The following is a 21424-nucleotide window of genomic DNA, read 5'->3' as shown; positions in this document are numbered from 1 at the left end:
TAGCCTGCTGCTTTCTTAAGCAGCAGGAGACCAGCAGTGATAGACGTGGCAACACTGAGTGTCATCAGGCGCTGGGCCCTGCGAGAGCAGCTGTCCATCAGGGAGATCGCCCGCCGCACGGGCCTCTCGCGCAACACCATCCGCAAGTACCTGCGCGCCGGCGAGGCCGAGCCGCACTATGCCAAGCGGGTCAGTCCATCCAAGCTCGATCCCTTCGCCTTGAAGCTCGCCGGCTGGCTCAAGACGGAAGCGGGCCGGTCCCGCAAGCAGCGGCGCACCGTCAAGCAGATGTACGCCGATCTGCGGGGCCTGGGCTATACCGGCTCCTACAACCGCGTAGCGGCCTTTGCCCGCCTCTGGCACGAGCAGCGCCTTGTGGCCCAGCAGACCACCGGCCGCGGCACCTTCGTTCCCCTGGCCTTCGGTCCGGGTGAGGCCTTCCAGTTCGACTGGAGCGAGGACTGGGCTGTTCTCGCCGGCGTGCGCACCAAGCTGCAGGTAGCCCACTTCAAGCTCAGCCACAGCCGAGCGTTCTACCTGCGTGCCTATCTTCTGCAGACGCACGAGATGCTGTTCGATGCCCACAACCATGCGTTCGTCGTGCTGGGCGGTGTGCCCCGCCGAGGCATCTACGACAACATGCGCACCGCCGTAGACCGCGTGCGCCGGGGCAAGGAGAGAGATGTCAACGCACGCTTTGCCGCCATGGCCAGCCACTTCCTGTTCGAGGCCGAGTTCTGCAACCCGGCCTCCGGCTGGGAGAAGGGCCAGGTAGAGAAGAACGTGCGCGACGCCCGCCATCGCCTGTGGCAGGTGGTGCCGCCATTCCCGAGCCTGCCCGATCTCAATGCCTGGCTTGAGGAGCGCTGCGTGGCGCTGTGGCACGAGATCAAGCACGGCAAGCTGCCGGGCACCGTCGCGGATGTCTGGGCCGAGGAGCGGGCAGCCTTGATGCCTGTGCCAAGGCTCTTCGATGGCTTTGTGGAGCACACCAAGCGCGTCTCACCCACCTGCCTGGTCCACTTCGAGCGCAATCGCTACAGCGTGCCGGCACCGTATGCCAATCGGCCGGTGAGCCTGCGGGTCTACGCGGATCGCCTGGTGGTCGCCGCCGAAGGCCAGATCGTGTGCGAGCACCAGCGTCTGATCGAGCGTAACCACCATGGTGCGGGACAGACCGTGTACGACTGGCGCCACTACTTGGCGGTGCTGCAGCGCAAACCAGGAGCTTTGCGCAACGGCGCTCCGTTCCTAGAACTGCCAGCGGCCTTCAAGCGACTGCACGCCACCTTGCTCAAGCAACCCGGCGGCGACCGGGAGATGGTGGAGGTTCTGGCTCTGGTGCTGCACCACGATGAACAAGCTGTGCTCGCTGCAGTGGAGTTGGCACTGGAGTCAGGGGCTGCCAGCAAGACCCACATCCTGAACGTGCTCCACCGCCTGCTGGACGGTAAGCCCGCCCCAGCACCGGTCACCTCGCCCCAGGCCCTCAAGCTGTCTGTGGAACCCCAGGCCAACGTGCTGCGCTATGACCAATTGAGGGAGGTGCGCTATGCGTCATGACCCTGCCATCGCTTCCATCGTGATCATGCTGCGCGAGCTCAAGATGCACGGCATGGCCCAGGCGGTTGCGGAACTGGCTGAGCAAGGTGCGCCGGCCTTCGAGGCAGCACAGCCCATCCTGTCCCAACTGCTCAAGGCTGAGACCGCCGAGCGGGAGGTGCGCTCGGTTGCTTACCAATTGAAGGTGGCCAGGTTCCCCGCGTACCGGGACCTGGCAGGCTTCGACTTCGGCCACAGTGAGGTGAACGAGGCACTGGTGCACCAGTTGCACCGGTGTGAGTTCCTGGAGGATGCCAACAACGTGGTGCTGGTGGGCGGGCCGGGCACAGGCAAGACCCACATTGCCACAGCCCTCGGAGTGCAAGCCATTGAACACCATCACCGAAGGGTGCGGTTCTTCTCCACGGTAGAGTTGGTCAATGCGCTGGAAGAAGAGAAGGCCCAAGGCAAGACAGGGCAGATGGCCCACCGGCTTGCATATGTGGATCTGGTGATTCTGGACGAGTTGGGCTACCTGCCGTTCAGTGCATCAGGAGGCGCCTTGCTGTTCCACCTGCTGTCCAAACTCTACGAGCGCACCAGCGTCGTGATCACCACCAACCTGAGCTTCAGCGAATGGGCCAGTGTGTTCGGGGATGCCAAGATGACCACGGCATTGCTGGACCGACTGACCCATCACTGCCATATTCTTGAAACCGGCAATGACAGCTACCGGTTCAAGAATAGCTCTGCGCAGCAACCACCACAGACCACCAGAAAGGAGAAGACAGCCAAGAACTTATCCACAACGTGAGCGTGAAGTTCACGAACCAGGGTGGGTCAGATCGAGATGGAAACGGTGGGTTAGGTTTGCGTGGAAATCAACACCTCGTGGTCAGATTGCGCCGGTGTATTCACCGCGCCCCGGATAGTCGTTCTTGATGACGAAGTCCAGCGACTGGATCATTTGATCAAAGCGGGGGCGTACGAATGGCATCGACTGGACGGAAAGGAAGTAGACGGGGTTGTCCGGCCTGATCAGGAACACGCCAGGCTCGGAAAAAATGGCTGATTCCTCAATGCCTATGGACGTTTTTCCACGACCCACTGAAAGGTGTGAGGCGGGAAGGAGAGTAGAAGACCGGCGATGGTTAGGCGCCTTCCTCTCCCTCCTCTCAAAAAATCAGACGATTCCCCCGTTTGCAAAAATAGTCTGGCCATGTACCCAGACGCAGTCCCGACTGCACAACGCTGCGATGACATCGGCGATATCAGCAGGCTCGCCAATACGCTTGAAAGGCGTGCGTTGGGCAAAGCCTGCAATCAGCTGGGTTGACTTTCCATCGGTGAACAATGGTGTGTTGACCACCCCCGGGGCTATCGCGTTGACCGCAATGTTTCGCCCTTCCAGTTCTTTGGCAAGGCAACTGACATACATGTCCTGGGCCATTTTTGTTGCGGCGTAAGGACCGTAGGTACCCGTTCGCAACTGCGTGATGCTGGAGGACAACGCAAGAATGCGGCCTCCATCGCGGACACGGCGCGCGGCTTCGCGCAGCGTGTTGAAGCCACCTTTGGCATTGACCGCAAACATGCGATCGAAATCCTCATCACGCATGTCCTTCATCGGTGCCAAGCGCATGATTCCGGCATTGGCTACGACGACATCTACCCCGCCAAAGCTGCTTTCAGCTGCATCGAAGAGATGTATTACTGCCCGGGGGTCGCTGACATCAGCCTGTACCGCGATGGCGCGTCCACCAGTTGACTCGATGTCCCGTACGACTGCAGCGGCAAGGTCTCTGTTCTTTTCGTAGTTCACAACGACCGCATGCCCGTCACGTGCCAGTCGCAATGCGGTGGCAGCGCCAATGCCGCGCGACGATCCCGTCACGATAGCGACGCGCCCAGTTGCAGGAAGGCGTGCTGACGTGGCTTGACTCTGGGCATTGGCCGTCCCCATAACGCCAGCGCCAAACGCGACTGGGACGGCAGCAAGGGCCGCAAGCATGCTGCGACGGCCATCAACTTCTGTACCGCGCTTTGCTCCGGCGGTCTGGGGAGGTAGCTCATTGAGGCTCATGGGAGATCCTTGTAAATTTGGAGGAATTTCGTTGTCTGGGAAGAGGCTTCATATCAATCCGCCATTGGCGTAAATGACCTGGCCGTTGATCCACGCTGCATTGGGTTGGCACAGCAGTGAGATCACATCGGCCAGGTCGTCTGGCGTGCCCAGCCGCTTGTGAGGAGTGCGCGCTGCCCACTGCGCGATCAACTCTGAAGTCTTGCCCGCTGTGAACAACGGCGTGTCCGTTGTGCCAGGCGCTACAGCATTGACGGCTATGCCGCGCCCTTCCAGCTCTTTGGCGAGGGCACTGATGTACATCCCTTGGGCCGCTTTACTGGCGGCGTATGGCCCGTAGGCGGGAGGTCCCATCTGGGTCACGCTCGAAGCGAGGGCGACGATTCGCCCCTCGTCCCGCACCTGACGTGCAGCTTCACGCAACGTGTTGAACCCGCCTTTGACATTGACAGCCATGAGACGGTCAAAATCATCGTCCTTCATGTCCGTGAATCGGCCTAAGCGCTGTATACCGGCATTGGCTACCACGGCATCCACGCCGCCAAAGGCTTCAGCGCACGACGCGAATAGCTTGCGGACCGCTTTCGGGTCGCTGACGTCAGCTTGCACCCAGATGGCGCGGCCACCGGCAGCCTCAATATCATTCACTACGGCACCGGCCAAATCAGTGCGCACCACGCAGTTCACGGCAACTGCGTATCCATCGCGAGCAAGTCGGCGCGCTGTGGCAGCACCAATGCCGCGTGAGGACCCAGTGACGATGGCTGCTTTGACTGCGGGAAGTGGCTTTGCGGTCATGGAACACCAACCTCAGGCGTTCGTGCGAACCGAGTCGCTGCTCTGAGAGTCCGCAGAAACGCGTGCGGTCCGTGATTCTTCCGTGTGGCGTTCGCCAGGCGCGGCAAGTTCACCTTTGCGCCGGGCCTCCAGTACCTCGGCACGTACAGCCTCACGCAACCGATGGCTGGTAGGCGCAGCAGTCTCCAAAACAAAGCTGGCCTCGCCGCGGGAAACCTGTCCGGCGCGCAACGCCACGATTGTTTCAGCTCGCACATCCAAACGGGGAAGGTTGGACGGCAGTGACGTGGGTTCGGCAAGTGCGATGTGCTCTGCACTTTGTGCGAAGACGGGAGATGCGGCCCCCAGAATGGATGCGATTGCGATTGCGCGGCCAGACAGGGACAGTGAGAAAGAGATCTGCTTCATGGGAATGCTCCTAGCGTTGGTGAGGGACCTCGCGGTTTGGTCCAAAGCGGCTATTGCCACCGGTCCGCGTGAATCCAATGCTAGGTAGAAGCCGTTTGTCGGCGTTGCATGCCAAGACAAAAAACTTGCCTAATTCTGTCAAGTTGCCTAAGCTTCCTGGAAGCTCATTTACACATCGATGTCCGATCCACTGCTCACTGCCGTCACCCAATATGCGCGGCTGCATTCGAACGCTGATGGCTTAGCGACGCCGCCAATCCCTGGTTTGCGCATGATGTACGTGGATTCTCCACGCGGCCGACTTCACTCAACGTACAAGCCGCTTGTTTGCCTTGTTCTGCAGGGCAACAAGCAGTTGATAGTGGGAAAAAATGAGGCTGTTTGCAGCGCCGGTGAATCGATCATCGTGGCCGCAGATATGCCCGTCATCGGCCAAGTGACTGGAGCCAGCATGACTCACCCCTATGTGGCACTGGCAATGGAAATCGATATGGGACTGGTTGCCGAAATGAGCGCCGCTTTGCCCGGAACGGCAAGTGGGCGCACAAGCACCGGTGATACGCTGTTTGTGCAGCCCACCGAAGCGTCCGTGGCAGATTGCGGGTTGCGGCTGATGAGGTTGATTGACCGGCCTCAAGCCCAGCAGGCACTGTTGCCGGGGCTGCGGCGCGAACTTCACTACTGGCTGCTGGCAGGACCCCATGGGGCCCGGCTGAGCGACTTAGCGGCACCACAAGGGCATGCGGCGCGCCTGGGACGCGCTGTCGGCTTCCTCCGCACAAACTACTCCAGTCGCGTATCGATTGAAGAACTGGCTGCCCTAGCAGCGATGAGTCTGACAGCGTTTCACCGGCATTTCAAAACACTTACCAGCCTATCCCCCGGTCAGTATCAGAAGCGGCTTCGTCTTATTGAAGCTCGTCGCCAGATGCTGTACGAAGGTAGCAGTGCAAGCGATGCAGCGTTCAAGGTCGGATACGAAAGCGTGTCTCAATTCACTCGGGAATACGGACGCATGTTTGGTGCACCGCCGGGCCGCGACAAGCGCAGCGCGCATATGCAGGTGAGTCAGAACAGACTCAATGGCATTGATAACGAGCGCAAGCGAGCCTAGGTTACTTGCTCACTCTCTGACATTAAGGGGTGCTATCGCATCGACCACGGCGTACGCGCACTCGGGGTGGTCTGGCGTAAGCACGCTAGTCGCTCAGTGATGCATGTTTGCACTCGTGGTCTGGGCTGCCCCGGGCATCTCCTCGAGTTGGCGCGAGATGCTGGGGGTGATGAAAACATACCTTCGTGATCCGAAGGCATCTGCCGCCGTTTAATCGCCCGTACGATGGGCTAGGGCCGATATGGCTATCAGCAATCACCTTAAACGGAGAAAAGGACCGGACGGCAGCTTTGCAGCGTTTGCGGTCTCCCACTTAACAGAGCTCGATGCCAGATAGCAGCCGGTCAGCGATTGACGTCTCAACTAGCTGCTCGGGCGAGCAATCTGCCTAGTTTCCGCTTCTCTCGCACTTGAGGCTAGAAAGCTCTCCACGGCCGTAGCGATCCCTCAGTCACCTCCAGAAAAGAAGCCAGTCTCCGGACGATCAAGGGTCCCGATAAGCATTCCCCGATCAAGCAGACGATTCTGATGTTCGCAAGAAGTCTCGGGTAATAGGGCACAAGAATGGCAGGCAGCCAGATTGCAGTTGTCCGGGCCCTGTCCAGGGCTCTCGATACACACAGGATCACTTGAACACCACCTCGCACGATCAAGTGCGCGCGCAATGGTGCGTTCCAGCAACCCAGGAGATCCCATCCGCACTAGCCCACCCAGCGTCCCCTCTGAATCACCAGCCGCTGTATAGATCAGAACGCCGCTCATCCGAGGGTGATCCTCGGAGAAGTAGATTCGCTCCCGCAAGGAGGACGAGCCATATCCGCAGTCGAACGTGAGCTGGCTGATTACAACGTGAGCAAAGGTATGCAGCAACACGAATTTGGGCTCCACATCCTGCGCGTGGATCTCTCGGCGCATCGCCTGGGCGTGAAGATTCCGATTTACCTCGACGAGGCGTTGACGATGGAAGGCCCCATGTTCGGTGTTCCAGCGGTCCAGCTTGTCACTGTCAAACACCAAGAAGATGCCTTCCCCGCGAACGACTATAGCGGGAAGCCAGTTCTTGCGCTCCCGAGATATCAGCTTCCACCGCTTGCTGGAATCCTGCGCCGAAGCCGCGAACAGGCGGCTGTAGCCGACAAACGCTCGGGTTTCTCGCAGCTTGTCCAACAGGGCAATCCTGCTGAAACGGTCGCGAACGATCGGGGCATATGAGCCTGTCGAATGACTTCGCACCAAGAGGTTGATCTTCGGCATGCCCTCCTGACCGTCTCGACAAAAGGCCGCGTACTCCTCGAACCGGAATGCCCCTTCGGCGTACTCAGTATCTGCTGCCAGGCCTTCCTGGGACGCTTCCCCATTGCGAGTCTCAAGCCAAGCATTGAGTGGCGCCACCAGTAGCGCTGGATCAATCTCCCATTCCGACACATGTGAATCGTGGATCACTTCAGCAACTATTGCCGCTGTCAGACATCCGCCGTTGGCCCCAGCCCTCATGGCAAGCATAGTCGCTGTCAACCTGTGCTGCGTGAGCGCCTCGTGCAGCACATGCTTGTTCGCTGCATTTGCGAGCGCCTCGGTGTCAACTCCAGATTCGGGACGGCGCCTCTTGAGGATGACGCTGACAGCCTTTCGTGACAGGGTTCCGTCGTCAGAGATGATGGCGGCGTTCAGCAACTCCTGCTTGAACTCGTGATCGTCGAGAATATCCAGAACGTCCGGAGGAAAAGAAGCGTCTCGTACCTCTGGAATGTAGATCGAACTTCGGACGTCTGAAAAATAGAGGTTGCTCGCGCCGCGTAGTACTGCCTGCAACTTCTGCGGGCAAGCTTCGCCGCTGACATCACCACCATCGCCGATGCTCAACGCAGGGATCTGCGAGTCGCACTTGATGCCGAGGCCATCGCCAAAGGCACCGGCCAACGACTTCCGCTTCACTTCGATGATGCCGTCGGCTTGCTGCCGCTCCGCCACGACAATGACGCCGGCAATCGAAGCCGACCCAGTCGACAGAAGTCGAAGCCAGCGGTCCGATCGTGTTCGATTCCATTCTTCGGGTTCGAGACCGAGCCATTCGATCCAGGGAAAGTCACGTATGTGCCCATCCCGACAGACCGTGACGAACCGGACCTGAACCGTCCGACGCGGCTTGTGTAGCTTGCCTTTGTCTCCTCCGCTTCCGACTGGACCTGTGCATTGCGGCGCTGCTCTGTCCTGGTACCTGGTTTCAAACATTCGCCCGCAACGGGGGCATGAGTGCCATAGCGGAAATCTGAGAAACGGCAACTTCAGTCCCACGTTGACTGCCTCGGCCGACCCTGCACTATTCGGCGCACGGAAATCAGGTGGCTGCACGAAAAAGTCGACGCCCAGACGCCGAGCAAGTCTGGGCTCGTCCTCGACCTTGAACTCTCGGTGCTCTGGCTTCGAGGGGTCGAATGGCCAAGCGTCGAGACCTGCATGCACAAGCGAAACAGGGCCGGGGAAGTCGACAAGAGCGCCGACCCCGAAGGGCGAGATCGCCTGGGATCGGCGAACGGGTCGATTCATGCTGATGCTCCTGGGGAGGGAATGTATGCGTCTGTGATGTCCGCCTCGCAGCTGGCGTCGACGTTTCGAAGGGAAGACATCGTGGCCCAGCTACGGTGATTCCACTCGGGGCGCTCCGCACTGCCGGCCGGGTGCATCAGAGGGGCATCCTCGGGAGGCTGACCGAACCTGCCGTACGAAAGAGGACTCCAAGCTTTCCACTCGTCCAGCCGCTGCTGGAGCTTAGTCATCACAGACACTTCCTCGTGGTCAGCAATCGCGACAACTCGCTCCCGAATCACTTCTTCGATCCTCGCGCGAAGCGCACTTCCAGGCTTCAATGGAAACGGATCGGGCTGGGTTGCTTCTTGCTCAAGCTCTCCCAACTGTCGAACGAGCGAAACTATCAGCCCGTGGAGAGCCCGGTCCACGGCCGGGGGACTGAATGGCGTGACGCTCGTCGGCTCAACCTGCGCGTAGAGCTTCTGGTGGTAGGCCCTGAACTTCTCATAGTGGCTTCGGTCTCTGGCCTTTGTCTGACCATAGATAACGACTACGAGGCCCGGCTTGCTTGCGTCGCGACCGATGCGACTGGAGACTTGGATGTATTGCGAGGTCGTCTTGGGTTGACCCACGATCGCCATCAATGAAAGTCGAGGTATGTCCACCCCGACCTCGATAATGTTTGAAGCTAGGCAAGCATCCACGGGCACAGGCTGCGAGTTTCCCTCGTGCTTCCCTTCGAGCCTCGTAAGGCGCACCTCCAACTGCTCGAGCAGACGAGGTATGTAGTCCCCGCGGATCCGACTGGTGAGCTCTTCGACTCGGAACAACTGCCTGATCCGCGTGTAGTCGATGCCATGTCGTGCAAGCACCACACGAAGATATTCGCGCGTGTCCGCCGAGAACAGCGTCAACGCCCCTCCGAGTTCTCGAAGCGAATTGAAGAACACAAGGAGGGTCCACCAGGGGTCGATATCTGCAGGTTCGCCGTCGAGCAGGGCTGCGCTCTGCATGAGCGTGGCGAAGATGCGAGCCTCGGAAGTCTGCACGGAGCCGTGCGCCGGTGCCAAAACGCCTGCATAGAGCCTGCCAGGTAGCGGGCAGCCTTTTTCGTCAACGGCTTCGCGCGCGAAGAATGAATCCGCTGCATCAAGCCCGGCGGGAGGAAAAAGCGCCACCGAATCTCTTGCGTAAAGCGCCCGTACCTGTTCTCGCGCCCGACTGATGGTGGCCGTCGACGCAACAATCTTTGGGAGGATACCGCCCCCTAACGGGTCAATGCATAAGGCCTCGATCACTGCTTCATAAGCACCTACCATCGAACCCAAAGGGCCGGATATCAGGTGCAGTTCGTCCTGAATGATCAAGGTCGGAGGGATTCCATTGTGCGTGCCCCCATCATTCAGACCAAAAATGCTTCTGGCGGCGGGATTCCACGCGAGCATGGCGAACTTGTCGACCGTACCGATCAGGAGATTCGGGGGACTCTCCAGAAGATCGTCGTCGATCACAACAATAGGCAGAGGCGGTCTTGCCGGACCCGGAAGCCCTCCGAACTCGCACGCTTCATCGGCACACCTGAACACAACGGTTTCACCGGCCGACAAACGCTCCTTGGAATATCCTAGCACCTCGCACTGGGCAGCTCTGCTCCTTGGTCTCCCAAAACCTCTGCCGCCCTTTGCCTCCTCCCGGGAAGCCTCGTGCGGCCCGAACTTCGCGGCGCACCAGGGGCATCGAAGCAGCACGTACGGATTCTCGGCGTCAGGATCTCGCTGAAGTGCACGAAGTTTCTCTAGAGCATCAGCGCGTCGATTGGGGGTAGCGGATCCACCAACCCACAAGCCAATGCGGAACGGACGGTCACCAAGATGCTGGACATCCTTCCGCCTGAGGCTCTCCATTGCACAGAACAGGGTTGCCGCACGTTGAAACTGCTGCGCGGTCAAGAGCCTCAACGTGTAACGCATGAGCACGTCAACGCCCGAGGCGTCACGCCGTGAAAGCGCGTTGAAGAAGACCGTGAATGCAGTCAGTCCCAGGTAGGCTTCAGTCTTTCCGCCGCCAGTCGGAAACCAGATCAGATCGACGGTGTTGCGATCCGGATGCGATGGCTCAACAATGCTCGGCAACGACATCAGCAGGAAGGCGATCTGGAAGGGTCTCCAGTAGCCCTGGGATTCGCTCCGAGCGGTGGGATCGATACGGGCGATCGGCTTGTCCCAAGTCATGCGGTGCCCAGCATCACGCGTCGGAAGCCGCAGCGGCTGTCGTGATCGCAACTGCGCGATCAGCATCGCCTGATTCGCCAGCCGGAACGCGGCTCGCACCAGATCCCCTACTTCACTTCTCTCTGACAAAAGCTGCAGTCCACTCTCGATGCGGTCCGCACACTCCCGGCATCGATCGATCAGTGCGGCCGCAGTCGGACGATCTTCGACAGGTATCGCAGCCGAGATTGCATCAAGCTCTCGAATCCACCTGCGATACTCGTCGATAAGGGCCCGGACGTCCGCAAGCCCGTCATCGTCAGCATCGAGCCCCGCGAGACACCGCATGCTGGTGCGAAGACTTCTGGTCATTCCGTCGGCACCCTTGATGAACAGGTCTGCGCTCATAGCGGGAGTCTCAAAGACTGGTAGAACATCCGTCCAGACTGCGAAAACACGCTCCGGTCGGCCATGGACCCAGTCGGCCCCGCATCCGTGCCCAATGGCGAAAGTCCGACTTTGTCTGTAGAGCACGCGGTTGACGTTCTCGTCAGCCAGCGGATCCTCATCCCGGAATTCGCCAGCAAGGTAGTCCGGGTATGGCTCTATGGTGGATGCCCCCGACAGACTCGAAATGCGTAGCCCCGCTTGGAACAGGCTCAGGGAATCGAGCTCTTCGCGCTGAGCCTTGGCCGTGTTGACGATCGACGCCGTGATCAGGCGGTGCCTGTCAGACGGAGCACCAGACCAGCTGCGGGACACGATCACGATCTCCAGCCGCAGCCCGCCCACATCGATCGGGCGGCGAATCGGAGCTTGCGCGGAAAGCAGGTCGGCGATCGATACCACTGCGGCAGGGACACAGCCGTTTGAATCGACAACAGGATGCCTGAGCCACACCCTTCGCGGCACCCCAGGCTTGCCTATGGCAGCGCCCAGAATCAGAGTCAGTGGCTTGTAGACACCGCAGGGGGTCACCGTGATTCGGTCCGCGGCGGCACGACCGACGTTGACAAGTTCGATCCGATATCCGTCGTCCTTACCAGACAGGTCTGCGAGAAAACTCAAGCCCAGCGCAGAGGGGCGAAATGCGTTTGCGAGCGTCACACCTTGCTCGTCAGGATCTTCGGACACCGCCGTCGAAGCGAGCCGCTTTCCGGGGTCCCCCTGTCCTGACTCCTCATCGGCCATCGCACCTTCTGGCTGAAGGTCCTTTGCATCTGTAAGAACATCACCTCCGGCGTCAGCAGCAACCTCGGACAGAAGCTCGTCGGTTCCTTGCGGAAACAGGATGCCCGCACCAAAGCGCTTAGTTGGAGGATCCTGCCAGATGATCTCCTCTCCGTTGAGCTGCTGTCGCGCGACACGAAACTCTTCCCAGGTCATGGCTTGCTTGTCAACAAGCGCCACCTTGCTGCCTGCTGGATCCGGCCCGACTATCTCGGCACGCAATCGCGCCAGCATAGTCTCGCGGTTGGCTAGGCTCGTCTCGAGAGTTGTCATTCGGAACCTTTTCGCATCAGCTTCTTATATCCGTCCACCAACAGGCGGTCGTACTGACCGCGTGCTCGGTCATTGATCAACATCGTCAGGCTATGTCGCGCCCGGGTCATGCCGACATAGAGCAGGGCCTTCCCGTGAACGTCATCGACTGATTCAATGTCGGTCACAACAATTGCCGCGCCTTCCAACCCCTTGAATGAATGGACGCTAGCATATCGAATGCCGCTCACACCCTGCAGGTCACTCTTGTAAGGCATCAGTCTTACATCAGCACCGGAATTAGGCATTGCTGCCGCACATGAAAGTGCGTCTGATCGCATAGAAAGAACGACGATCTGATCAGCGGAATACTTCTTGAGGAGACGGTTCAAGACTGCCGCCAGTTGCACAGCCTGGTGGGAGGCTGATCGGTAGAAGACCGCATCTACATCGGGACACTCCGCGTCGGCAAGGACACGACTGTACCCAGGCGAAAGACCGCTTGTGAGTGTCACTGCTTCAGCGATTCTTGGTGAGTTTCGGCAGTTGATCCGAAGAGGTGAAGTCGTGAAGCTAACTCCGACTCTCGATCGGAGCCTTTCAAGGCTAGCCTGTCCGTTCAGGACTGCATAGATGGCCTGTCTCTCGAAGTCACCAAACATGGCCCACCGTCCAGCCGACAGGCCTCCGCACGTGATCAGCTCGAGGACATCGAGCATCGGATCTGATAGCAGGTCCTGGGCCTCGTCGAGGATCAGCACATCATGTGCAGGAAAGGTCGATTCCCCTGTTAGCAGCGCCTCAGTAGCTCGCAGCGGAAGATCAACGGTCCAGAAACCCGATTCGGCCGCCTCAGGCACATCGGATTTCTGCACGCCAAGCATGAGCCCAGACAAAGTTCCAACATAAAAGGAAACACCTAGCGACCTAGCTTCTTCTGCGATATCGACTACCTCACGCTTGAGCCAAACGCCGAGCAGGTTGTTGAAACACAGAAGGACGACGCTCTTACTACTCTTTACCGCTCGTCGTGCCGCTTCGATTGCCAGCAAAGTCTTTCCCGTGCCAGCGGGACCCTTGAACAAAACTCTATCATTTTCCTCAAGAAGGTCGAGTGCAACAAACTGTTCCTCAGTGAATTTACGAATAGATTGCTCGGCCAAATCGAACGCGATACCGCCAGTCGTTGCGTATTCAAAATCCCTTCGCATGAGAGCAACAATTGCCTCCAAGTTTCGTGATGTTGGGCGGCTCTGCTCGCCATACCACCCGAGCTTCGGACTAGCCGCTGCAAGCTTGGCGTGGGCGCTTTCAAGAATATGACGGATGATCCTCGATATGGGATTTCTGAGCAGAGCTGACTTCGTGATCACTTGCCATGGGTCCCATTCCAAGGACCGCTCATTGAAGTCGATTTCTGTGAAAATCACCGCCGAATGGAACGCGAGCGCCGCTAGGCTCGGATCCCGACGCGAGAGATACTCCCGTAGCGAATGCGATGCGTCGCTTGCCTGCCTGAACGGACCGACTGGAGTGGTTTTTGGCGTTTCGTATTCGTACGTCCACAGACCATCCCGCCTGCTGACACCACAACCCTTCACCTCGATGCAAAGAACGCCGAGGCCTGGCACTGCGACAACGAGATCTGCCTCCCCCTCGATGCGGACTGAATGGCGGCGGATGTCGAAGGAGTGGAAAACGATCCAATCCCGAGTCTCAGGATCATCACGAAGTTTCCGAAAAATCAATTGCTCGCCCTTCGGCGATCTCGCGGAGATCTGGGGCGGAATCATTCGAGCCATCAAGCCACCTTCACAGGAACGATATGGAAGAGCCTCGAGAACGGAATTCGTACTGAAGTCACGTCGACGGCCGAAACTCGGAGAAGACCGATGCACCCTGCCTCGAGTCCCGGCAGTTGAATCGACTCGACAGTTTCGATGCGCTTGCGAGCTGCGATCAGTATGCGAACCTGATCAAGCAAGAGTCTTCGGATCTCCGATGCCGCGCGTTGATGAAACACTTTCAGACGCTCCATTTCCTTCCATTTTTCCAGTGCATATTCATCGGGGTTGGCGTCCGAGAGCGTTCCTTCCAGTTGACTCAGGGTACGAATTAGCGCCCGGAACGTTTCGAAGTCGTGTGGAGCGATCACTGCATCACTGGCCCAGTTCCATAGGTAAGTCGCAGAACGCAGCTTCAGGCCTTCATCGCGCGCAGTCCTAGCCACAAGACCTTCACCATGCCGCTTGATCGCACGAAAGAGAATCATCTTCCAGCAGGTCGCATCCTCCCTGAGCGACGGCTGCCCTTCGCGCTCCATCAACCGATCGGCCACATCATCGAGATAGTCTCCACTGCCACTTAGCCTTAGCAAGACAAGGTCGCGCTCTTCAAGATCTCGAACTGCCTTGCGGGGCAGTAGATTGCCTCCCGGCAAAGAGCTCTCGGGATCGTCTACCAGTGCTGACACTTCAACCACGCTTCCGTCGTCCGGGAGGAACGCCCCACTCCCATCGGAAAAGAGAACAAACCGAGCGGCTACAGTGACGTCTCGCTCTGATACCGGGCCCGCAAGAACGTGATGGGCTCGTACCTCCTGCCAGAAGGATTCTTTTGCCCATTGATCAAGTTGCTGGCCCTCTTCTTCGCTGGCCGATGTCTCTTCCATTGCAGAACGTTCGGAGGAAATGAATCTGTGATCGACCGGGAACATGATCGGTTCAGGAACAAAAACTCCCTCCCTTTTGTACGCAAGAATCATTACTTCGGAGGCACGACCTCCATGAAGCAGATCCATCGACATCGCCCTCGAGGCAAACCTCAAAGTGCCTGGAATGACGATGGTGTCGAAACCTCTGTTAGCGATCTCCTTCCGCGTCCTAAAAATCGTGCAGGAACCGGTGAAAAATTCCGTCGAGGCCGACATCTCTATGGGCCAGCCGGGAGTCAGACCGCCCTGAAGTCCAGCAAACACCGCGACGCCGCCCTCGCGTCCCGCGAGCGTGCTCAGGGTCTGCAGAAGGATCTCGCGTTTCGGATTGATCGAGGAAGCGAGCAGCGAGGCCACTAGTTCCGCAAGCGCGATTACAGCTCCAGCAGCTGACAGTACAGACTCGGTCTGGAGTTTCAATGCATCAGACATTGACGCGATGCCAAGGCGGGCATCATCGAACGGAAGCAGCGTCTGCGTGATCGTCGATTTCAGCAACCAGACCCCTCTTGCAAGTCGCCTCTGATGGTCGTCCTCGTGATCGAGAAGGGAAAAGATGTGAGCGCTCCGCCCCGCGATCTCAGAGACCAAAGGGTTATCCAGGACGAGCTTCCGCACACGACACAGTGCCGCTCGCCTGTAGCTAGCATCGATCATGTCTAAGAGGGAGGTTTTATCAGACACACCCATGCCAACACCAGCCCTGTCAGCGAACATCATCGTAATCCCCTGCGCTCAAATCGCGTACGCCGAAAGCGAATGCTTCGACGCCATGGGGCATGTCGCCGACCTTTGCACCGAGTTGCCAAGCGTAAACGCCCTCGTCGACTGAGTAGCTCAGGAATGGGAGGATCTCATGCGAGGCCTCCTCGTCGTATTCAGGATGAGCCACGAGAATCACGACACTTCGAGCGTTCAAGTGTCCGAGCTTCGATATCGCCGCTGCACCGTCCAGGATAGTCACACCAGTCGGTGCGTCATAAATCTTCTCCGTCCGCGTGGGAACCACCAGCAGCTTGCCATGTGTGCGACATTGGGTATCGGCTACGCAAAGAGCGTCGAGCATCCAGAGTGCAGGCTCCGACCCGGCTTGAACCTTGATTTCCTCAAGGTCCTGCAGGAAGCTGGTCCGTTCAGTAAAGATGGTACTGTCAGCCATTGGCGATCTTGACCATGCCAACGATGTATCACTGTTCAGTGAACGCATGAACCTTGCACTTAAGGCTAATTTTTCATCGGTACGGGCCGACATTGAACCGAGGGTCACGCCATGGGAGAGCGCCGTACTTCTTGGCAGGTAGAACTTCGAGCCAGTGGCTCTGCCACGCGAATCCGTTTCGTCGATGGCAAGACAGTCCGCACCGTGCATGGTTACCAAAGCGCAAACGCGTCCGGAGTAGCGTTTGGACTTGGCGCCGGCCGGCTTCCGCCAATGGACGGACGTGCCCTCCGGCAGGCTGCGAAGTGCCTCCCAGTCCAGTGATTCGTCGTGCGATCGGGCGGCAGCGCATAGAGCACCCAGACCAACGAATGCCGCTGCCAAGTTTCGAACCGGCAAGCGCACGACAACTACACGCTTGCCGGGCTTTAGCGCCTGCTCACGCATCCACTCGCCCAGAGCCATGAGCCAATCAGCCCACGTCGGCAGTTGTCGCTGAGAATCGCCGATGACGATCTTCAGTCGCCCGGCGTAAGGGGCTCCAAGCTTAGTTTTGTCCTCCTGCATGGGACGGTCTTCTCCCTAGGGTGTTGCGCGCACTGTGCATGTAGGATACTAGACGTAACAGACAAGCCTCTGGTGCGCCTCAGAAAGAACAAGTGGTGCGATCAAGGTTCTACTAGCAGAAGGGAGCGACCTTTGGACGACGAGATCTTGCAGTTCAGGCTTGATGTGGTGTCTCAGGCCCACGACGAGTTTGGCGGAAAGGACCCAGAAGCCGGGTTTGTCGCCGTCGCTGGGCGCATGCTGGAGGAGGTGGAAGAGGTCGTCGACCTCATGCCATGCCCTTTTCGAGGAACAGGTACTCGCCGACGGATCCTTGGTGTGGACGGATATGCATTCGATGACGCGGATGGGTCACTCCGCGTCGTGATCGCCGACTTCGGTGGCGAAAACCAACCCCACTCGGTAACGCAAACTTCGGCGAAGACGGAGTTCGGCCGGCTGACGGCGTTCCTCGAGGAAACCCTTGCAGGAAATGATGATCACCTACCGGCAGACGAGGACCCGGTCGCCGACTTCGCAAATCTGCTCGAGATCCATCGCGATGCGATTCCTCGCCTCCGCCTTTATCTCGTGACCGACGGTGTATTGAGCGATCGGCTTCGCGACTGGCCGGAAGCTGAAGTCGCCGGCATTCCGGCAGAGTTTCATATCTGGGACATAGCGCGGTTTAAGAGCGCCCTTTCCAGCAAGGGTGGACGGGAGGCTCTGACCGTCGATTTCTCGGAGGTGGCTGAAGGTGGCATCCCATGCTTGCATGCAAGCCTGAACCAGTCGCAGTACAGCGGTTACCTCTGCGTCATTCCAGGAGAGGCGCTGGCTCGGATCTACGACACCTATGGTAGTCGGCTCCTCGAGGGCAATGTACGATCGTTCCTCGGAAAATCGACGAAGGTCAACAAGGGGATCCGCGAGACGATCCTGCGAACGCCGGAGATGTTCTTTGCATTCAATAACGGTATAGCTGCGACAGCCAGCTCCGTTGTAGTCGAGAGCACTCCCGATGGAATGCGCCTGAAATCGGCAACTGATTTTCAGATCGTCAACGGAGGACAGACTACAGCTTCCTTGACATTCTCCAGACGAAAGGACGGTGCGGATCTCTCAGGAATCTTTGTACAGATGAAACTTTCGGTCGTTGGTGACGCAATTTCCGGCGACCTCATTCAGAAGATCTCCGAATTCGCAAACAAGCAGACAAAAGTCTCTGACTCTGACCTGTTCTCGAATCACGAATTCCACCGACGCATGGAAGAGCTCTCTCGCCGATTGAAGGCACCGCCGAAGCCTGGGGCTCAGCGCCCGACCTCATGGTTCTACGAGCGAGCCAAGGGTCAATACAGGATCGAGACAGCGAAAATGAGCCCTGCCGAGAGGCAGCGCTTCGAGTCGGAGAATCCGAAGTCACAGCTCATTACCAAGACTGACCTCGCTAAAGTAGAGAATTCTTGGCGATGCATTCCACACGAGGTCAGCAAGGGCGCACAGAAGAATTTCGATATTTTCAGCAAATTCATCGTTGCCGAGTGGTCAGCAAGGCCGCTAGAGTTCAACGACGACTATTTTCGCATCGTCGTTGCGCACACAATTATCTTTCGCGAGCTCGAAAGACTGATTCCAGCTCAAAAGGACTGGTACGATGGAGGATACCGCGCGAACGTCGTCGCATACACGATTGCGAAGCTGGTAAGGGTAATCGAGGAGAACGCTCCCGGAAAGAGTCTCGACGCGCTCCGGATATGGAGGCAGCAGGGAATTTCGCCTGCCCTGAAAGAGCAATTGAAGTTGATTGCTCGAAGCATGTATCAGGTGATCACTTCTCCTGAGGAGGGTCTCGAGAATGTCACCGAATGGGCAAAGAAGGAACTTGCTTGGCAGAGGGCACAGAGCAAGCGAGTGGAGCTTCTTCCAGAGTTCGAAGCGGAACTGATCCTTCGAGAGCAGGTCGATGAGATTAGAAAGGCTGCAATCGAGACTGCTCGCATCGACCGTGGAATTTCCAACATAGCTGCAGTGGTTGCGACAAAGCCGGCGGTTTGGCGCGAAGTGCGTCGGTGGGGGCTGAACAACAAGCTGCTCACTGCCAAGGAGGAGCAGCTGCTTCTTTTTGCAGCAACACCCGGCAAGATTCCGTCTGAGCGTCAAGCCGCGGCCATACTTCTCATTCATAGGAAGCTCCAGCAAGAGGGGCTCGGGGCTGCGAATGAGATCCCGCTCTCACCATCGCGCTAGCCGCTTTGGGGGAGTCTCTGAAAATCAGGACTCTCTCGTGGTCGCTGCAGGTTCCACCATACCTGCACGAACCAAGACGTCGGCAACGATCTCGGCAATCTGAAAGGCTAGGTAGGGAGGGACAGCGTTCCCTACTTGTGTGTATTGAGCTGTCCGATTTCCCAAGAAGACATAAGAGTCAGGGAACGTCTGCAACCGTGCAGCCTCCCGGACCGTGAGGCTGCGACATTGGGACGGGGTCGGGTGGATGAATGCATGACCGTCCTTTCCGATGTGACTGGTCACCGTCATGCTGCAACGGCCGGCCAGCTGCACCCGAAACCTGTCCTTGAAGATAGCAGCACCCGGATTATCTGGGTCGACATTGGAGTGTTCCGGCAGCAGCGACACCGGAAAGTGCGCCAGCTTTGGGCTCTCACCGACCATATGCCCATACGCTGACACGAACAGGTAGCGAACCAGATCGCTCGGCATATGTGCACGAGAAGCGTGATTGGCAAGAAGCTGCAAGGGCCTGTCTCGGTACCAATTGGGCATGGCGGAAGGACCTGTCATCGCTCCAGGCGCAACAAGAGTACGATCGGACCCGACACCTGGATCATGCTTGGTTTGAAGGCGACCCACCAGCCTCTGCATCAAATCAGCGACGTGGCGAGTGGAGGGTTCTGGACTTGCATTCAGCTCCGCAAGAGCCTGCCGCATAATTGGCAGTTCGAAGCTCTCAAGCCAATTCATCCCCTTGCCGCGGAATGAGAGCGGCGGACGCAGTTCAGGCAGATCGTTGATGACTTCCCACACAGTGACGTATTTAGCCGGAGAAAGCTTACGGACGGTGCCTGCGCGATCAAAAACATCCCGTCTGACACCGAAGATGATGACTCGATGCCGGGCCTGAGGGACACCATATCGCTCCGCCTCGACAATGAAGTCATCTGGGGAGGGCATAGGCGTCCCTTTCGCTCCGGCCGGCAGTGCAACGAGCACATACTCAAGGCCCGCGTCGTTTCCGCAGGCTAGATCTGGCCGCTTCAAATCGGCCATGATGATTTCGAAGATCTGGCGCTCCGCTACCCGGGAGGACAGAATTCCCTTGACGTTCTCCATGACGAAAACGGCAGGGCGGAACTCGTTGATGACCTCTAGGTACTCTCGGTACAAAAAATGCCGATGGTCATTTTCTGCCTTGTAGCCGACGGTTCCCTTGTTACGCGACCGACCAACCACGGAATACGCTTGGCACGGCGGGCCACCGATCAGTACCGCGTTCGTCGGCAAGTGCTGACCGGTCATGAATCGTTTCATGCGCTGCTTGATGCCCAAGGAAATCGCTTCGCGATTCGATGGGCCCAGTTCAACGTTCCAGGCCTCCTTTCGCGCAGCCTCGCACGCCGCTGCGATCGCGGGAACTCCGGATCCGCGGAGCTTCTCGAACACGATGTTCCACGGTTCCGAAGCTAGGATTGCATCCCATTGCCGCCAGACAGCTTGGGTGGCCAAGCCGGACTTGCTCAGAGCGCGATGAGCGGCACGCAGCTGCAGCGTCTCGAAGGCCATCCAATCCTTCTCGATGGAGACGCCAACTTCGAAATTCACTCCCTTGAAGCGCGAGAAGCCCTCACCCAGGCCTCCCGGACCGGCGAATAGATCAATAACAGGAATGGACATCAACTTATTTTTTTCAGGGTGCTCGCCTTGGTTCGTAAAAGAATGCTGCAGCGGGCCGAGCCGCTATCCTACCAGGCAGGATCGAAGCGCTCGCCCCATTTCGTCGGAAGCGCTGAGCCAGTTCGGGGAGGCTTAACCCGTGACAGACATCGTTGACGAAAACACTCGATCGCGAATGATGGCCGGGATCACGTGCAAAAATACCAAGCCCGAGCTCTTGGTCAGGCGCTACCTACATGCCGCCGGGCTGCGATTCAGGCTCCATGATCGGCGGCTGCCCGGATCACCAGACCTCGTCTTTCCCGGACTCAAGGTCGCGCTTTTCGTCCATGGCTGCTTCTGGCACCGCCACGCAGGCTGTCGGTTTGCTACGACGCCGAAAACCCGTGCAGACTTCTGGCAACACAAATTCTCTGCCAACGTTGCCAGGGATCGACGCGACCTTGACGCACTGATCAGCGGAGGGTGGACGCCCATTGTGGTCTGGGAATGTGAGCTACAGCATGACGGTGCTCTTGATGAACTGTACTGGCGGGTACGCGCGGCATCTATTGCAGCATGACGCGTTTCCACCTGACTGCTCAGAATAGGCCGTTCGATACCCAAGCCGGTCGGCAACAACAATTGGCCGAAGCAGTTAGATGCGAGGCGAAGTGCGTCGCCCAGCCTATCTAGACACTCAGGGAACGGAAGCGTCACGGACGAAAAGCTGCCCCTGGTGAACTTCCGCCTTCAGCCTGCAGCAGTCAGGTCCTCTCGGCCGTACCTCGCGGTCTCGACCGTCGATTTGCACAATATTTGTTTGCCTAGGGAAGCTCTTCACGAATCGGTTCTGGCAGTGCCGTAGTGATGCCCGAACTAAGACAGCCCTTGCTTTCGAGAATTGATCGCCCCCAGCAGGCGCTGTGCGCGGGCAATTGCCCGG

14 protein-coding genes are annotated in these 21424 nt (G+C 58.4%); 5 read left to right on the top strand and 9 right to left on the bottom strand.

Annotation, left to right across the window (positions count from 1 at the left end; all coding sequences use genetic code 11):
• Positions 1 to 36 precede the first annotated feature (36 nt).
• Together istA and istB are read left to right on the top strand one after the other, a co-directional pair.
• Positions 37 to 1563: an IS21 family transposase gene (istA, locus tag ACK4HJ_RS14450; RefSeq protein ID WP_409832783.1), complete on the top strand. Its 1527-nt coding sequence runs from the start codon at positions 37 to 39 to the stop codon at positions 1561 to 1563.
• Entirely contained in the window at positions 1553 to 2356 is an 804-nt protein-coding gene (istB, locus tag ACK4HJ_RS14445) for an IS21-like element ISThsp10 family helper ATPase IstB (protein ID WP_409832781.1), read from the top strand. Before istA ends, istB begins: the two co-directional genes overlap by 11 nt.
• Before the next feature lie 369 nt (positions 2357 to 2725).
• On the opposite strand, the gene ACK4HJ_RS14440 is transcribed toward istB, so the two are convergent.
• The 3 genes from ACK4HJ_RS14440 to ACK4HJ_RS14430 form a co-directional block, all read right to left on the bottom strand.
• Positions 2726 to 3505, bottom strand: a complete 780-nt coding sequence (locus tag ACK4HJ_RS14440; protein ID WP_409832991.1) for an SDR family oxidoreductase — start codon at positions 3503 to 3505, stop codon at positions 2726 to 2728.
• A gap of 168 nt (positions 3506 to 3673) precedes the next feature.
• Positions 3674 to 4423 carry an SDR family oxidoreductase gene (locus ACK4HJ_RS14435; protein WP_409832778.1) on the bottom strand — a complete coding sequence of 250 codons (750 nt, stop codon included), beginning with the start codon at positions 4421 to 4423 and terminating at the stop codon, positions 3674 to 3676.
• Between the two features lie 12 nt (positions 4424 to 4435).
• Positions 4436 to 4831, bottom strand: coding sequence for a hypothetical protein (locus tag ACK4HJ_RS14430; protein ID WP_409832776.1), 396 nt, complete (start codon positions 4829 to 4831; stop codon positions 4436 to 4438).
• Between the two features lie 178 nt (positions 4832 to 5009).
• Here ACK4HJ_RS14430 and ACK4HJ_RS14425 point away from each other — a divergent pair, with 178 nt between their 5' ends.
• Positions 5010 to 5945: an AraC family transcriptional regulator N-terminal domain-containing protein gene (locus tag ACK4HJ_RS14425; RefSeq protein ID WP_409832773.1), complete on the top strand. Its 936-nt coding sequence runs from the start codon at positions 5010 to 5012 to the stop codon at positions 5943 to 5945.
• Positions 5946 to 6392: 447 nt separating this feature from the next.
• Here the strand turns inward: ACK4HJ_RS14425 and drmB are convergent, their stop codons facing one another.
• The 5 genes from drmB to ACK4HJ_RS14400 all read right to left on the bottom strand — a co-directional run bounded on the left by drmB (position 6393) and on the right by ACK4HJ_RS14400 (position 16605).
• Positions 6393 to 8492 (bottom strand): DrmB family protein, encoded by a 2100-nt coding sequence (gene drmB, locus ACK4HJ_RS14420; RefSeq protein ID WP_409832770.1) that lies wholly within the window; start codon positions 8490 to 8492, stop codon positions 6393 to 6395.
• A complete protein-coding gene (locus ACK4HJ_RS14415; RefSeq protein ID WP_409832768.1) occupies positions 8489 to 12187 on the bottom strand; it encodes a helicase-related protein in 3699 nt (1232 codons plus the stop codon). Before ACK4HJ_RS14415 ends, drmB begins: the two co-directional genes overlap by 4 nt.
• Positions 12184 to 13959, bottom strand: coding sequence for an NERD domain-containing protein (locus ACK4HJ_RS14410; protein ID WP_409832765.1), 1776 nt, complete (start codon positions 13957 to 13959; stop codon positions 12184 to 12186). The genes ACK4HJ_RS14415 and ACK4HJ_RS14410 overlap by 4 nt, the downstream gene beginning before the upstream one ends.
• An 8-nt stretch (positions 13960 to 13967) precedes the next feature.
• Complete coding sequence (locus tag ACK4HJ_RS14405; protein ID WP_409832762.1) at positions 13968 to 15377, bottom strand: hypothetical protein; 1410 nt, start codon at positions 15375 to 15377, stop codon at positions 13968 to 13970.
• Positions 15378 to 15585: 208 nt separating this feature from the next.
• Positions 15586 to 16605 carry a hypothetical protein gene (locus tag ACK4HJ_RS14400; RefSeq protein WP_409832759.1) on the bottom strand — a complete coding sequence of 340 codons (1020 nt, stop codon included), beginning with the start codon at positions 16603 to 16605 and terminating at the stop codon, positions 15586 to 15588.
• A 132-nt stretch (positions 16606 to 16737) separates the two neighbouring features.
• Here ACK4HJ_RS14400 and ACK4HJ_RS14395 point away from each other — a divergent pair, with 132 nt between their 5' ends.
• The gene (locus ACK4HJ_RS14395; protein ID WP_409832756.1) at positions 16738 to 18834 is read left to right on the top strand and encodes an AIPR family protein; all 2097 of its coding nucleotides are present in this window, start codon (positions 16738 to 16740) and stop codon (positions 18832 to 18834) included.
• Positions 18835 to 18858: 24 nt separating this feature from the next.
• On the opposite strand, the gene ACK4HJ_RS14390 is transcribed toward ACK4HJ_RS14395, so the two are convergent.
• Positions 18859 to 20499 (bottom strand): DNA cytosine methyltransferase, encoded by a 1641-nt coding sequence (locus ACK4HJ_RS14390; protein WP_409832753.1) that lies wholly within the window; start codon positions 20497 to 20499, stop codon positions 18859 to 18861.
• A gap of 139 nt (positions 20500 to 20638) precedes the next feature.
• Here ACK4HJ_RS14390 and ACK4HJ_RS14385 point away from each other — a divergent pair, with 139 nt between their 5' ends.
• Positions 20639 to 21061, top strand: a complete 423-nt coding sequence (locus tag ACK4HJ_RS14385) for a very short patch repair endonuclease (protein WP_409832752.1) — start codon at positions 20639 to 20641, stop codon at positions 21059 to 21061.
• Positions 21062 to 21424 lie beyond the last annotated feature (363 nt).

The sequence above is a fragment of the Acidovorax sp. genome, from assembly GCF_046294525.1.
In the GTDB taxonomy this organism is placed as follows: domain Bacteria; phylum Pseudomonadota; class Gammaproteobacteria; order Burkholderiales; family Burkholderiaceae_C; genus Acidovorax.
Note: the sequence above shows the minus strand (reverse complement) of the source record. Positions and strands in the feature narration are given on the sequence as shown.